At 43.6% G+C, this 15,851-nt stretch carries 13 protein-coding genes; 8 read left to right on the plus strand and 5 right to left on the minus strand.

The features are described from left to right. Positions 1 to 92 precede the first annotated feature (92 nt). Positions 93 to 944, minus strand: coding sequence for a three-Cys-motif partner protein TcmP (gene tcmP, locus QY309_11500; GenBank protein WKZ58492.1), 852 nt, complete (start codon positions 942 to 944; stop codon positions 93 to 95). Between the two features lie 115 nt (positions 945 to 1,059). Between tcmP and QY309_11505 the strand changes: the two genes are divergently transcribed. The 4 genes from QY309_11505 to QY309_11520 all read left to right on the plus strand — a co-directional run bounded on the left by QY309_11505 (position 1,060) and on the right by QY309_11520 (position 6,640). Further along, positions 1,060 to 3,318 (plus strand): 3'-5' exonuclease, encoded by a 2,259-nt coding sequence (locus tag QY309_11505; GenBank protein WKZ58493.1) that lies wholly within the window; start codon positions 1,060 to 1,062, stop codon positions 3,316 to 3,318. 36 nt (positions 3,319 to 3,354) lie between these two features. Next, on the plus strand, positions 3,355 to 4,035 hold the full coding sequence (locus tag QY309_11510; GenBank protein WKZ58494.1) for a DUF4290 domain-containing protein: 681 nt from the start codon (positions 3,355 to 3,357) through the stop codon (positions 4,033 to 4,035). A 107-nt stretch (positions 4,036 to 4,142) separates the two neighbouring features. Continuing rightward, the gene (murA, locus tag QY309_11515) at positions 4,143 to 5,447 is read left to right on the plus strand and encodes a UDP-N-acetylglucosamine 1-carboxyvinyltransferase (protein WKZ58495.1); all 1,305 of its coding nucleotides are present in this window, start codon (positions 4,143 to 4,145) and stop codon (positions 5,445 to 5,447) included. 164 nt (positions 5,448 to 5,611) lie between these two features. Then, complete coding sequence (locus tag QY309_11520) at positions 5,612 to 6,640, plus strand: outer membrane beta-barrel protein (protein ID WKZ58496.1); 1,029 nt, start codon at positions 5,612 to 5,614, stop codon at positions 6,638 to 6,640. Positions 6,641 to 6,911: 271 nt separating this feature from the next. Here the strand turns inward: QY309_11520 and QY309_11525 are convergent, their stop codons facing one another. From QY309_11525 to QY309_11540, 4 genes are all read right to left on the minus strand, one after another. Next, positions 6,912 to 7,688 carry an exodeoxyribonuclease III gene (locus QY309_11525; GenBank protein WKZ58497.1) on the minus strand — a complete coding sequence of 259 codons (777 nt, stop codon included), beginning with the start codon at positions 7,686 to 7,688 and terminating at the stop codon, positions 6,912 to 6,914. A gap of 76 nt (positions 7,689 to 7,764) precedes the next feature. Then, positions 7,765 to 9,300: an SPFH domain-containing protein gene (locus tag QY309_11530; GenBank protein WKZ58498.1), complete on the minus strand. Its 1,536-nt coding sequence runs from the start codon at positions 9,298 to 9,300 to the stop codon at positions 7,765 to 7,767. Between the two features lie 12 nt (positions 9,301 to 9,312). Beyond that, the gene (locus QY309_11535; GenBank protein WKZ58499.1) at positions 9,313 to 9,888 is read right to left on the minus strand and encodes a hypothetical protein; all 576 of its coding nucleotides are present in this window, start codon (positions 9,886 to 9,888) and stop codon (positions 9,313 to 9,315) included. A gap of 126 nt (positions 9,889 to 10,014) precedes the next feature. Further along, on the minus strand, positions 10,015 to 10,167 hold the full coding sequence (locus QY309_11540; GenBank protein ID WKZ58500.1) for a hypothetical protein: 153 nt from the start codon (positions 10,165 to 10,167) through the stop codon (positions 10,015 to 10,017). 139 nt (positions 10,168 to 10,306) lie between these two features. Here QY309_11540 and hisS point away from each other — a divergent pair, with 139 nt between their 5' ends. Genes hisS through QY309_11560 form a run of 4 tightly spaced genes read left to right on the plus strand, consistent with a single transcriptional unit; the run spans position 10,307 to position 15,832 of the window. Then, positions 10,307 to 12,058, plus strand: a complete 1,752-nt coding sequence (gene hisS / locus QY309_11545; GenBank protein ID WKZ58501.1) for a histidine--tRNA ligase — start codon at positions 10,307 to 10,309, stop codon at positions 12,056 to 12,058. After that, on the plus strand, positions 12,022 to 13,557 hold the full coding sequence (gene hutH / locus QY309_11550) for a histidine ammonia-lyase (GenBank protein ID WKZ58502.1): 1,536 nt from the start codon (positions 12,022 to 12,024) through the stop codon (positions 13,555 to 13,557). The genes hisS and hutH overlap by 37 nt, the downstream gene beginning before the upstream one ends. Then, positions 13,554 to 15,449 carry a gliding motility-associated C-terminal domain-containing protein gene (locus QY309_11555; protein WKZ58503.1) on the plus strand — a complete coding sequence of 632 codons (1,896 nt, stop codon included), beginning with the start codon at positions 13,554 to 13,556 and terminating at the stop codon, positions 15,447 to 15,449. Before hutH ends, QY309_11555 begins: the two co-directional genes overlap by 4 nt. A gap of 47 nt (positions 15,450 to 15,496) precedes the next feature. Next, positions 15,497 to 15,832: a YbaB/EbfC family nucleoid-associated protein gene (locus tag QY309_11560; protein ID WKZ58504.1), complete on the plus strand. Its 336-nt coding sequence runs from the start codon at positions 15,497 to 15,499 to the stop codon at positions 15,830 to 15,832. Positions 15,833 to 15,851: the final 19 nt, after the last annotated feature.

The following is a 15,851-nucleotide window of genomic DNA, read 5'->3' on the forward strand; positions in this document are numbered from 1 at the left end:
GCAAAGTACGCAAAAAAGATGCTGAGTTTCACTTTGCGGACTTTGCGCGGCATTTGACTTTGCGGGTTTTGCGTGAAACTAGCGGTACTAAATCACACCTTATCAAACAAGGTAAATTGATTGTGCAGGGTTTCTTCTACTTCGCGCTGAATAACACGGGCAGGAAGTGTTTTAGAGAACACACCCATATAATAAATCGGCAATTCCATCAATCCGGAATCCAATCGTTGTACGGATAAGGAGCTGTTGAACCCCAGCATCAACAAATTGTTGCGCAGGGTGCGCACCACCCGCTTGTAAAACTCCAGGTTGCTTTTCACGTCATCCAACCGGGTTAAGTCGGTAAACTCTCCTAAAAAGCGCTTCAGCTTTTCGCGATGCTCATGCAGGTAAAACTGATAATTATGACGCTCGTTCAAACTAAACGTGAAGGGAATAATAAAACTCAAACCAAGCGATTGCAATTTATCCAGCAAAGAAAAAGGAATATCAATCGAAAATGGATCGAGGATACAAAGCACGCTCACCCGAAAACCACGCTTTGAAACCGGAATGTAGTACTGTAGCTTTTCGGGTAACCGATCGATAGCATCATCGAAAATCAGCACATGCTTCCCCTTGAAATACCGGTTTACACGAATCTTCAGCGCCTTGACAGACTCGGGATCACGTTCGCAAAAAATCCATTTTGAAATCGGCAGTTCATCACTCAATGAACCCAGGCAAGAGCCGGCAAACAATTCGCGTTGATAACCTAAGGAGTACAAACCGCTACCGGCAAACAAATCCACCACAATAATCTCATCTGATTTATCTGCACAGTGCGTAACAAATGATCGTAAATATTGCTGGATGAGTTGAACCTTTACTTTAAACCATGGCTCCGCTGCCGTTATGGTGAAACCGTCATTGATTAAAGGAGTTGAAGAGGTTTGCAGTAACAAGTTCGAAGGGTTTAACAAAGGTAGACCGCCTCACAGAAAAAATTCAATAAAACTTCACAAAAATTCAAAATGGGCACCTTAAAGCTGCAACGCAAATCTTAATTTGCGCACGGATATGAATTACCTGGATCAACTGAATGAAGCGCAACGTGAGGCGGTAATCAACACAGAAGGCCCCACCATGATTATAGCGGGTGCCGGCTCCGGAAAAACCCGGGTACTTACCTACCGGATTGCACACCTGATTAAAGACAAAGGTGTTGACTCGTTCAGCATCATGGCGCTTACCTTCACCAACAAGGCCGCAAAAGAAATGCGCGACCGCATTGAAACCGTTGTTGGACCTGATGCCCGCAACCTGTGGATGGGAACCTTCCACTCGGTTTTCGCCCGCATCCTTCGCGCAGAAGCGCACTTACTGGGCTATCCGAACAGCTTTACTATTTACGATACGGATGACTCCAAAACGCTCCTTAAAAATATCGTAAAGGAGATGGGGCTTGACGAGGCCACCTATAAACCCAATGTAGTATACAACCGCATTTCAGCTGCCAAAAACCGATTGATCAGCTGGCAGGAATACCTGGCGAATCCCGAATTGCGCAGCGATGATGCTTCAAACATGCGCCCGGAGATGGGCAACATCTATAAAGCCTATGCCTTGCGTTGCTTCAAGGCGGGCGCCATGGATTTTGATGACCTGCTGTTCAACACCGATAAGCTTTTCAAGGAGCACCTGGAGGTATTGAACAAATACCAGCATCGTATACAATACGTATTGGTTGATGAGTTTCAGGACACCAACCTGTGCCAGTATTTCATCATCCGTAAACTTTGTTCGGTACGCGAAAACATTTGTGTGGTGGGCGATGATGCGCAAAGCATTTACGCCTTTCGTGGTGCCGACATCACCAACATCCTGAACTTCGAGCGCGATTATACCGATCTTAAAATTTTCAAACTCGAACAAAACTACCGCTCCACGCAAACCATTGTAGAGGCAGCGAACTCTGTTATTCGAAAAAATAGCGCGCAACTTCCAAAAAATGTTTGGACAAGCAACGAAGAAGGAAGGCTGATTGAATTAATCAAGGCAGTATCGGATAATGAAGAAGGCCGACTGGTGGCCTCTTCGATCTTCGAAGAAAAGATGCAGCACCAGCTTAAGTTCAGCGACTTTGTTATTCTGTACCGAACCAACAGTCAGTCGCGGGCAATAGAAGAAGCCTTGCGCAGAATGAACATCAAATACAAAGTAGTGGGTGGCCTTTCATTCTACCAACGAAAAGAAATCAAAGACCTGCTCGCTTACCTGCGTTTCGCCATCAATCAAAATGATGAGGCTTCTTTCAGAAGAATAATAAATCTACCCAAGCGCGGCATTGGCGATACTACGGTTGATAAATTGATTGTCGCAGCCAACGATCATGGCATTACTATCTGGGAAGCCCTTCAAAATGCCGGCAGCTTTGTGGGTGGAAGAGCTTCAGGTGCCATTGATGATTTTGTTACGCTGATCAAGCGATTCAGCCTGGAGATTGAACGCAAAGATGCTTACGATGCGGCCTTTGAAATTGCAAAAGGTTCCGGATTGTTGCGCGAACTCTATGAAGATAAAACCGTTGAGGGCCTAAGTCGTTACGAAAACGTTCAGGAATTGCTCAACGCGATTAAAGAGTATGTGGATGATCCTGAAAAAGTCGATAAGTCATTAAGTGCATTTCTTCAGGAAGTATCGCTCGTTACCGGGCAGGATGAAGACAAAGACAAAGATCCGGATAAAGTTACCCTGATGACCATTCATATGGCCAAGGGGCTTGAGTTTAAATACGTGTACATCGTTGGACTGGAGGAGGATTTGTTCCCATCACAGATGATGTTGAGCAGTCGTGCCGACCTGGAAGAAGAGCGAAGACTTTTTTATGTGGCCATAACCCGCGCACAGGATAGGCTCTTTCTCTCTTACGCCCTTACCCGCTATCGCTTTGGCCGATTGAAGAATTGTGAGCCCAGTCGTTTTATTGATGACCTGGATCAGCGCTTTATAAAAGTAAGCACGAAATTCGGAGGACTTGAATCTTCACCGCGTCCGTCAGGCAATTATGCCAAATCGCTGGTAAATGGAATAAAGAGAACCCAGACAACCTCCACACCCAAGCCGGCCGCAACCAATTACAAAGTGCCAGCCGATTTTACCCCAAGTGACACCTCAATTTTAGAGGAAGGAATGAAGGTAGAACACCCCAAATTTGGCTTTGGAACAGTAGTTAAAATGGATAATACCGGGGCCGACCGGAAGGCGAAAATACAGTTTGATGATTTTGGTGAAAAGACCTTATTACTTAGCTTTGCCAAACTCAGAATACATAATTAAGCCAGGTTTTACATAACCTGCATAAAATCCAAGTACATGATAGCAGAATACAACACCCAACGGCCTCAAATTATTTTGAAGGAATACGGCCGCAATGTTCAAAATTTGGTAGAATACATCCGTAGTGTACCCGATAAAAATAAACGCACAGAATTAGCCACAACACTGATTGAATTGATCAAGCAGCTTACCCCAAGCCTGAAAGATCAGCCTGAAAATCCGCAACGTTTGTGGGACGACCTATACATTATTGCCGATTTCGTATTGGACATAAACAATCCTTACCCAGTACCGGAGCGCGAAATTCTCTTCAAGAAACCCATGAAGGTTAACTATCCGCAAAGCAAAGTTCGCTTTAAGCATTACGGAAAGAACATTGAAAAGCTGGTGAAGGAAGCCTTGAAAAAAGAAGATCCGCAGGAAAAAGAAGATGCCATCATCTACCTGGGAAAACTCATGAAGACCTTCTACGGAAACTGGAACAAAGAAACCTTGGATGATTCGGTGATTCTAAACGATATTAAAATAATGTCGGAAGGGAAACTGACCTTAAACATTGAGAAGGTTAGAGAAGACAACCTGTTTGAAAAACTCTATAAAGAGAAAAAGCAGCTTCAGCCGGTTCAGCGCGAACAACGCGAACGAAACGGAGGCGGAGGTAAGCACCGCCACCAGAAGCCATTCAACAAAAACAAGAACCGCAGACGCAGAGACTAAAGTCAATTAACAGGTAACAATTTGCAATTGACAATTGCGAATGATGAAACTGCCAATAGATTTTTTTAATATTGATAATTGTTACTTGTCAACTGCCAATTGATTACATGAGTATATTCCGAATAAAGGGCGGCAAAAAACTAAAGGGTGAAATAACACCACAAGGCGCCAAGAACGAAGCCCTTCAAATTATCAGCGCAGTATTACTCACCGATCAGCCGGTAACCATCCACAACATTCCTGACATACGTGATGTAAACAAACTCATTGAGTTGGTTGGCGATTTAGGCTGCAAGGTTGAGAAACTCAATGAAGGCGCTTATCGCTTTACGGCCGCAAAGATCAACACCCATTTTCTTGAAACCAATGAATACCGTAGCAAGGCAGCTGCATTGCGCGGCTCGGTAATGTTATTAGGTCCGATTTTGGCACGCTTTGGAAAAGCCAGCATACCCAAACCCGGTGGCGACAAAATTGGGAGAAGAAGACTAGATACTCACTTCATTGGATTTCAGAAACTAGGTGCCCGGTTCAACTTCAATGCTGACGACCACTTGTTCCACATTGATGCCTCCGAATTGAAAGGTACCTACATGTTGTTGGATGAAGCCTCGGTTACCGGAACAGCAAACATCATCATGGCTGCTGTTTTGGCGAAAGGCAAAACAACCATCTACAACGCAGCCTGCGAACCTTACTTGCAACAGCTTTGCCTGATGTTGAACCGCATGGGCGCAAACATCAGCGGCATTGGCTCAAACCTGATTATAATTGAAGGTGTGCAGAAACTTAAAGGCACCGAACACACCTTACTGCCCGACATGATTGAGATCGGAAGTTTTATTGGCTTGGCTGCGATGACCCAATCTGAAATTACCATCAAGAATTGCCGGATTGATATGCTGGGCATTATTCCCGAAATCTTCAGACGATTAGGCATTAAGATGGAATTTCGCGGAGACGATATTTACATTCCCGCTCAGGATCATTATGAAATCGAAACTTTCATAGATGGCTCTATCTTAACTATTTCTGATGCGCCTTGGCCTGGATTTACGCCAGACTTGATCAGCATTGTGTTGGTGGTGGCTACACAAGCCAAAGGCACCGTATTGATTCACCAGAAGATGTTTGAAAGCCGTTTGTTCTTCGTGGATAAGCTAATCGACATGGGCGCGCAGATTATTTTATGTGATCCGCATCGCGCCAACGTAATCGGCCTTGACCGGAGGCAACAACTGAAGGGTATTAAGATGGCTTCACCCGATATTCGTGCAGGGGTTGCCTTATTAATTGCAGCGTTATCCGCAAACGGTGTGAGTGAAATTTCAAGTATTGACCAGATTGACAGGGGATATCAGAATATAGATGGCAGATTAAAAAAGCTGGGGGCAGAAATTGAACGTATATGATTTTCAATTCGCTTTATACAAAATCATCTTTACTTGTACTATTTCTCATTATTGCTTTCCAAATTTATGGTCAGGAACGTAGGCATGGTTACATAGTTCTGACAAGCAATGACACTCTTCGCGGATCAATTGCATATAACCGAAACTCAGCGCAGGCATCCTATATGTCAAATTCAGGTGAGCGTATATTCACACCCGAACAAATTCAAGTTATTACCTTGGGTGAATTTGGTGAATTTGTATCAAGGGATTTTGAAAGTAAACGAACCATCTTTCAAATTCATGTTTCAGGTACTTTAACCTTGCTAAGTCAGGATCAAAATTTCTTTTTAGAAAAAGAAAATAAAATCTATAAACTGGAGTCAAAAGGTGATATCGTAGCTGTTGGTGGGCAACCAGTTCAACACGTGAGTAAAAAGTATATTGGAGTAATAACCTACCTGACCCAGGACTGTCAGGAACTACAAAATGAACTAACCAAACTGAAACCTCGCGAAAAATCGTTGACAGATTTTGTAATAGCTTACAACAAGTGTGTAAATGCTGAAAGTTACATTTCTGAATACACCAAGCGGAAATTAAAGCCCTCTATTAACCTTTCAATTGGATACAGTAACAGTACTTATAAATTTAGACTTTCACAATCTTCACAATTCACCAATGAAGTATTAATTGATCATACCGGAAGTATCGGAATAGGGCTTGAATATCGACTCAATAAATTTAATACTAAAACTACTTTTATTCCTGAACTTCGGTTCAGTCACTTCTCTTACAGCCAAACTCGACCTGACGAATCCGGTGGCTTACTTTACGACACAGACAGTTTTTCATTAAGCTGGTCGGAGCTCAAAGCATTGAATATCTTAAAGCAAAAAATCAATAGAAAAAATTCACTGTTTCTTACAGCTGGGTGGAGCGTGTCAGCAATTTTCAATTCAAATGTGCAGCGTATTCAAGTAAACGAAACAAACGGAACAACCAAGACCTCAAAACCCTTTGATTTCAAAAATGTACAATTTGGTATGATGGTGGGTGCTGGATACGACTTTCCATTGAAAACCAATAAATCGATCACTATTGAGGCCCGTTACAATTATGAAAACGGAGTTGGACGCGAATCAAAGTTTCAATCAGCAACACACCACCTCATTCAAATTCTAATTGGAGTCAGATTCAATAGTGATCATTAGAAATCATGACAAAGAAAATAGGATTGATATTTGCGTTGATACACCTGATCATTACAATTGTATCCGTAGCCTACTTTCTTTCTGTAACTTTCAATTTTCCTTTACCCTGTTTAAAATTTGTTAATAAAGACGAAAGCAGATTACTGCTTGATTTCGGGTTTTTTCTCACTTTGACTGCAGCAACCACATGGTCTGCCTATCGGGCTGATCAGCGAGTTCAGAAGCTCTTTATTTTACTTTCAACAGCTGTTTTGATTCTATACATTCTGAACTAAAGATCTACAGTTAACCCAATCGGGCAGTGATCTGATCCGAAATACTCATTATAGATGGCAGTGCTTTTCACGTTTTCAAGCAAAGATGTACTGGTAAGAAAATAGTCGATACGCCAGCCTACATTGCGGGCACGCGCATTAAACATGTAATTCCAATATGTGTACTTTACTTCTTCTGGATTAAAATGACGGAAGGTATCGACAAAGCCGGCATCCAATAGCTTTTGAAATCCATCAATCTCTATCTGTGTATAACCTGCCGACTTGTTGTAATTCTCTTTTGCCCGTGCAATATCAATTTCCTGATGAGCCACATTCAAGTCACCACAAATGATTACAGGCTTTCTTCGGTTCAAACCGGTAACAAAATTCCGGAATACTTCATCCCACTTGGCGCGGTACTCCAATCGCTTTAATCCTTCGCCTGCATTGGGCGTATACACAGTAACGAGAAAGAAATTGTCAAACTCTGCTGTTACTACGCGTCCCTCCTGATCGTGCTCTTCAATGGCCATGTCGTAGGTTACGGAAATGGGTTCAGTCTTGGTTAAAATGGCTGTACCTGAATAGCCCTGACGCGCCTTTGAAGCATTCACATAGCTCTTATATTCAGGCATCAACTCCATCACATTCTTCACATCTTCAACCGTTGCCTTTGTTTCCTGCAGGCACAGCATATCGGGTGCCATGGCCTTTACATCTTTCAGAAAATCCTTTTTGATAATCGATCGGATGCCATTCACATTCCAGCAAACAAGATTCAGAACCGCCATGCTTTGAGTAGTAAATTTTTAAGGCCTGCAAGAAATAAAAAACCCACTCCGATCGCAACCGAAGTGGGTTTGAATTTTACTTTTTCTTCTCCGGAGGCGTTGGATCCGGATCAGCAGGGGGAGTGACTTTTGCTGGCTGCTCGGTTTGCTGACCTAAATAAGTTGGCAAGTCGAGTCCGGCCATTTTAAACACCTCATGCAATGGCGGCACCGATTGATACAACCCCGATATAAAGTTTGCCGTAGAAGTTTTACCATCTTTCGATTGACCGCCTTCCCATACAGTAACTTTATCAATCTGAATATTTTTGATAGCCTCTGTTTGCAAGCGTACCAATTCCGGAAGTTTATCCGCGATGATGAGCATGGCCGCATCTTTTGAATTGTTTCCGGCTGCACTTACAATCTGTTTCAAACCATCGGCTTGCTTGGTTAGTATTTCAAAAATACCCTTGGCCTCTGCCTGTTGCTTCAAAAAGATAGCATCAGCCTCACCTTTTGCACGCTCACGAATTTTTTCAGCTTCTGCCTGCGCTTCAATAATGGCCTTTTGCTTCTGAATTTCGGCAGCCACCACAATGTTTGCATTTTGTGAAGCGCGTTCTCGTTCTGCACGTGCCTTTTCCGCCAGTTGTTCCGCTACGTAAGCTTCTTCGAGGGCTTTCGCAGATTGAACTTTTTCAGCTGCAATAGCCTTACGTAACGCTTCTGCTTCACGCTCCCTCCTTTCGGAATCGGAATTGGCAATGGCAATCTTCGACTGGTTTTCACCTTGTACAGCAACCGCATTTGCTTCGGCTGACTTAACACGGGTATCCCGTTCTGCTTCTACCTTACCGATCGATTCATCGCGTTTCGCACCGGCAATCAATACCTCCTTATCCTTAACCGTTACCGCTACTTGCGTATCGCGGTCGCGAATCATTTCAGCTACTTTGATGTCGCGCTCTTTCTCAGCTTCGGTTTTACCAATATCACCAAGTCGTTCCTGATCAGCCACGCGAATTTTTGCTTCATTAATCGCCTTTGCAGCGGCTTCTTTACCCAACGCTTCGATATACCCGCTCTCATCACGGATATCAGTGAAGTTTACGTTGATCAGTTTTAAACCGATCTTTTTCAATTCCGCCTCCACGTTGTGCGATACGTTGCTTAGAAACTGTTCGCGGTTGGTATTGATTTCTTCAATATCCATCATGGCCACCACCAAACGCATCTGACCAACAATGATATCATGCGCAAGTGCATGGATATCCTGACGTTGCAAACCGAGCAAACGCTCAGCGGCATTCTCCATGATTCCCGTCTCAGTAGAAATACCCACGGTAAAACGTGAAGGCACATCCACCCGGATGTTCTGCTTACTCAGGGCATTGGTTAGGTTAACTTCAATGGAAATTGGTGTAAGGTCCATGAAAGCGTAATCCTGAAAAACCGGCCAGATGAAGGAAGCACCTCCGTGAATACACCGGGCAGAACCACCACCAACCTTACCATACACAACTAAAATCCGATCGGAAGGACAACGTTTGTAACGTCTGAAAAACGTGACAAGCACCACGAAGACAAACAATACGGCCAGCGTAGCAATGGGCAGAATAAAAACATTCATTTATATGGAAATTTATTTAGCAGTTACAACCAATATAGAATCATTAAGAACTTGCTTGACCGTAATGATTTTTCCGGTAGGAATATCCTGGTCATCATCTGTCATGGCATCAAGTGTACGCAAGGAGTTCTGAATTTTAATCTGAACCTTGCCAATGCCTCCTCTTTTGCTTTTGATAGTCATGTAAACTTCACCCACTCCACCCAACGCGTTTTTCATTTTCAATGTACCGTCTGCATTGGCTTTGCCTAGAAAATAAAATATAGATGCCATCACCGTCATCATAATCAGGCCAGCAACCAGGGCAATAATCAAGGAAGTAGTTTCCGATAAACCCGAATCGATACACGCGATGCCTGTCCAACCAAAGATGGAAAAGAAAGCGACCAGGTTTTTTAACGTAAAGAACTGGAAGGCAATTCCGGTGTCAGCCTCTACCTCAGCATCCGGAGTATCATCCGGTACATCGCCTCCCATAAACGAGAGTACAAGCTGTAACAAGAAAAATAAGGTAAAAGGGATGGCCAGCGCCCAGTAAATTTTTAACGAGAGGTTAAGCCCCTCCCACCAGGTGGTGAAATCGTTCATAGTGGTTAATCTGCTTTTAAAGTAATTTGAAATTTTATCAAATACAACTCAGAATGGTAACCCGCCAAAACAAAAAACCCTCGCCAACGGCAAGGGTTTATAATGTCTTTCACCAGAAAAGAAAGATTAAGCCTTCTTAGCCTTAAATTCTTCCTTGATTTTTTCGATATCCACGTTCTTGATAACCGGCTTGGCATTCTGGTTTTTCAGCGATTGACGCCTTACCGCTGCCTTCGATTTATCTTTACGGTTCTTTCTTTTTAAACGGGTAACTGCCATGACTTTTAGTGTTAAAAGGAGCGCAAAAATAAGGGTTTCCGGCAGATGGGCAAAAGCCCACCTGAAATATTATGATTTTGGGTGCAAAATTACCCCTGTTTTCCCTAGCTATCGGCAATCGTATTAGCTTTGCCCTCGTATGGAAAAACCTTCATTACCAAAAGGAACGCGCGATTTTGGCCCCCAAACCATGGCCAGGCGTAACTTCATTCTTCAATCCATCCGTTCCGTTTTTCAAAAGTTCGGATTCCAGCCCCTGGAAACCCCAGCCATGGAAAACCTGTCAACTTTAACGGGGAAGTATGGGGATGAGGGGGATCAGCTATTATTTCGAGTTCTTGATAGCGGAGAATTCTTCGCTGACTCCTCTGTGGTTGTAGCTAAGGCTAGCCATTATCTAATTCAATCTCTGAAACATCTAGTTTACGAGTTCTTCGCTATCCCAAATGAAGAAAGATACAAGTTTGTTGAATACCCTCAAAAAGAAGAACTGACTAACCCTGAAATTCTTCGCAAGTGGTTACAGAAATACTACCATACCAATATTCTTAAGGGTAGGATGGTGGAAAGTCTCTATTATAATTTTGATTTTTTAATTAATTCACATCTAGCCTATGAAAATTTTCTTCGTCAAATAGCAGAATTCATATCGAAATTTTTAAAAGATCATTCTAGTAACTTAGAAAATCGATCAAAAGAGGAAATTGATCATATTTTAAATTACTACTTAATCGAAAACTACAACTTACTATATTCAATTATTGGGGCTACTGTTAATGCTAAATTAATAAGAAACCAAGTATCCGAGAAAGGCCTTCGCTATGACCTCACCGTTCCTTTCGCGCGCTATGTGGTGATGAACCGGCATGAGATAACATTGCCCTTTAAACGCTACCAGATACAACCGGTATGGCGTGCCGACCGGCCACAAAAAGGAAGGTACCGTGAATTTTACCAATGCGATGCTGATGTGGTGGGCACTGATTCGCTTATCTGTGAGGCGGAAATTATTCTGATGATCACGGAGGTGATGGCGCTGCTGCGGATTGAAGATTATATCATCAAAATAAATCACCGGGGTGTACTCAATGGCATTGCCGAAACCATGAACGCCACCGGAAAAGAAACCGATTTGTTTGTTGCCATTGATAAGCTTGAAAAAATCGGAGAGGAAAATGTCAGGAAGGAATTATCGGAAAAAGGATTTACGACACAACAACAGGATAAACTTTTCGAACTACTGAAAACTTCCGGAAGTCCGGAGCAGAAACTGAATACACTTTTAAACGCTTTTGACAATTCAGCCTCCGGCCAAAAAGGTATTGATGATCTAAAAACAGTTTTTGATCTGTTAGGTCATTATCAATCGTCATCCGATCATGTAGATTTTGATGTAGCCCTTGCGCGCGGCCTCAGTTATTATACTGGTTGCATCTTCGAAGTAAAAATCAATAACGTGGCCATTGGCAGCGTAAGCGGGGGCGGAAGGTATGATAACCTTACTCAAGCATTCGGTTCAAAAGAAAGGCTATCGGGTGTGGGTATTTCGTTTGGCATTGATCGCATTTACGATGCGATGGATGAACTCAGCCTGTTTCCGGAAGAAGCCACGGCCTCATCAAAAGTGTTGATCTGTCATTTTGATGACGCCACATTACAACGTGGACTTGCACTGCTTACTGCCCTGCGTCAAAAAGGCATTTCCAGTGAGATCTATCCGGAAGTTTCTAAATTGAAAAAGCAACTGGATTATGCCAATAAGAAAAGCATACCGTTTACCATTGTTATTGGCGAAGAAGAATTGAAAACAGGAGCATTTGCTGTCAAGAACATGACTACAGGTGAGCAGCAAAAATGGAGTACGGAACAAATCATTCAACACTTATCCTAACCAGCGTGAAACTCAAGCACTCCATTTCTACCGCTAAACTTACGTTGTCCGATCTTGATAAGATTGCCTTTCAACCATTAACGCTTGAGCTATCGGATGAGGCACAGCAAAAAATTATTCGTTGCCGCGAATACCTGGACGAAAAAATCAAGAGTACATCACAACCCATATACGGCATCAACACGGGTTTTGGTTCGTTGTATAACACCTACATCGCTCCCGATCAGCTTGAAAAGCTGCAGGAAAATTTAGTGAAGTCGCATGCATGTGGTGCTGGTCCTGAAGTGCCTGAAGAGATCGTGCGCCTGATGTTGTTCCTCAAAGTGCAGTCTCTTTCTTATGGTCATTCTGGTGTTCAGTTGCAAACCGTTCAACGCCTGACTGATTATTTCAATCATAACATTTTTCCGGTAATCTATGAGATGGGCTCACTTGGTGCTTCGGGTGATTTGGCTCCACTCGCCCATTTGGCGCTTACCTTGATTGACGATGGTGAAGTAACGGTAAACGGTGAACGGAAATCCGGAAAGCAAATTAACCGGCAGATGAATTGGCAACCGATTCATTTCAAGGCAAAAGAAGGATTGGCGTTACTGAACGGCACACAGTTTATGAGTGCGTACGGAGTGTGGTGCCTGCTTCATGCCAAACGATTACTCAAACTTAGCAACCTGATCAGCGCTCTGTCGCTGGATGCTTTTGACGGACGCATCGAACCGTTTTTTCCACAGGTTCACAACATCCGGCCCCAACAGGGTCAGGGTGAAGTGGCGAAAGAGATTTATAACCTGTTGCAGGGAAGTGAACTGATCGTGCAACCAAAAAAACACGTTCAGGATCCATACTCCTTCCGGTGTATTCCGCAGGTACATGGCGCCAGTCTGGATGCGCTAAACCATGTTGCAGAAATCATCCTGACTGAAGTAAACAGCGTAACCGATAATCCGCTGATTTTCCCGGAAGAAGATTTGATCATTTCCGGGGGCAATTTTCATGGTCAGCCATTAGCACTTTCGCTTGATCATCTGGCCATTGCCGTTGCTGAATTGGGCAGTATTTCCGAACGCAGAACCTATCAACTCATTTCAGGATCACGTAACCTGCCCAATTACCTGGTGGCCAATCCCGGTATTAACTCGGGCATGATGATTCCACAATATACCGCAGCCTCATTGGTTAGTCAGAACAAACAGCTTTGCACTCCTGCCTCAGTTGATTCCATCGTTTCTTCCAACGGACAGGAAGACCATGTGAGTATGGGCGCAAATGCGGCAACCAAAGCGTACCGGGTAGTAAATAACGTATATGCCATTCTGGCTATTGAATTACTAACCGCAACACAAGCCATTCATTTCCGGAGGCCATTGAAAACTTCACCCGTACTGGAAGAATTTATACATACTTTCCGTGATCATATTCCGTTTGTAGAAGAAGATCGTGTGCTGCATCACGATATGGTTAATGCTGAGAAGTTTATTCGCGATTATCCGATAGCATGATGGTAAGGTTGCTGCTTGGCGCATTTCTTATTTTTCCGTTGTTCCTTCAGGCGCAGTATGTGAGCCAACTTGGAAGGTTTCAGGTGGACGAGCGAAAAGGTTGCGCACCATTAACTGTTACCATTCTCGACACCAACCTCGCAACCACCAATGAATGTACGCCTGGCCAGCCTTGTGATATGAATTGGGGCGATGGGACGGCACAACAGAATTCTTTTGTGCACACCTATACGCAACCGGGCACATATACCTTAAGCATTCTATACCAAAGTATTGGTGCGGATCAAATTCAAATTGTAGTTACAGACAACAAACCACCTGCTTTTGAAATCGTTTCATGCAGCGGAAATGAAGTGGAGGTTCGCGTAACCGATACCAATTACGATGGCTATATTATTAACTTCAATGATGGTAGTCCGGAAACACTGGTACCCAAAGGCGTATCCGCCATTGCAAATCACACGTATGCAACTTCCGGCAACAAAACCATATCGGTGCGCGGCAAGGATGTAAATGCCGATGATAACTGCGGTTCCAACACTCAACCGTTTACCGCACTGGCTGCATTACCGGCTCCTTTCATTGATGAATTACGCGTTACCAGTACCGACCGCATTGATCTGAACTTTACAAGCGCACCAAACATTCAATACCGGCTTGAAATTGCCACTAACAGCAACGCCACATTTCAACTGGCGCAAACCGTAATCAACACATCATCGGTTTCTGTCCCCAACTTACGTCCCGATGATAACTACTATTGCTTCCGGTTAGGCGCATACGATCCGTGTAACAACACAACCAATTATTCCAACATTATTTGCAGCGCTAATTTTGATGCGACCGCACAAAACAATCAGAACCAATTAAACTGGATCACCAACACCACCGGAATTACCAACTATACCGTTGAACGGGATGGCTCTCTGCTTACAACCACAGGGTCAACATCGCATATTGATAATCTTGTTGTTTGCAAAACAGCTTATTGTTATCAGCTCATATCAAACTATGCGAATGGCAGCCAAAGCATTTCGTTGGAAAAATGCGTAACAGCGTTTTCTTCCGACATTCCCTCACCCATCACCAATGCAACAGCCGTTGTAACACAAAGTGGTGTGGATATAACCTGGCAACAAGATCCAGCCTTTCAAACAAATAATTATCGAATTTTACGGAAGCCGGATGGAGAAAATTTTGGATTGATTGGACAAACCGCAACTACCCAATTCATCGATAACGAGTACGCCACCGAGAATGGTTTTTGCTACCAAATAAACTACACCGATGTGTGTGACAATACAGCACCTGCGGGAGCTGAGATTTGTCCGATTCGATTGACCGGAAACCTCACAGCTGAAAATTTCTCTTCACTCACATGGAGCGCGTACACTGGCTGGGCAACTGGCGTTGATGAATATCGAATTGAAAAGTATGACGGACAAGGCGCGTTAATTCAAAGCTTTACGGTTAATGCCAGCGAAACCAGTTTTATTGATACAGACATAGATCCTTTCAATCAGGAAAACCGGTACATCATAAAAGCAGCTGCGAATGAAGCCGGACTGGGTGAAGCGGTCTCCAATGAAATCATCCTGATCAAGGAACCAAAATTATTTTACCCGACAGCCTTCACCCCGGATGGACAGGGACCTGTCGCCAACGAAACCTTTGTAGTTTTTGGGCAATACATCGCATCGTTTGAGATGCGCATCTTTAACCGTTGGGGCGAGTTGTTGTTTGTTACTACCGATCGCGACAATGGATGGGACGGAACGTTTAGAGGTAAAGAACAACCCGAAGGCACGTACGTATTCACCGCTGACCTCATTGATCTTGCTGGCCGATCATTTAATCGCACCGGATCTGTAGTGCTGCTTCGTAAGAAGTAGTATTAGTCGTAGATTGCACCCTGCTAAAACACCAAAACTGTTGCGCTATGTTTGACATGATGAAGATGATGGGCAAAATGAAAGAAGTTCAGGCCCGCATGAAAGAAGCCCAGGATAACCTGGAAAAACTAACCGCCCACGGAGAATCAGGAGGTGGCATGGTTAAAGTAACGGTTAACGGAAAACGCAAATTGCTCGCGGTGGATATTGATCCTACCTTACTCAAAGCCGAAGATAAAATCATAGTTCAAGACCTGATTGTTGCTGCTGTGAATAAAGCTGCTGAAGAAGCAGAAGTAATGGCAAAAGAAGAATTGCGCAAAAGTACCGAAGGGTTGTTGCCCAATATTCCGGGCATGGACTTGAGTGGCATGATGGGCTAATTTTTTTTCACTTGGTTAA

This window comes from Cyclobacteriaceae bacterium, from assembly GCA_030584025.1.
Classification (GTDB): domain Bacteria; phylum Bacteroidota; class Bacteroidia; order Cytophagales; family Cyclobacteriaceae; genus UBA2336.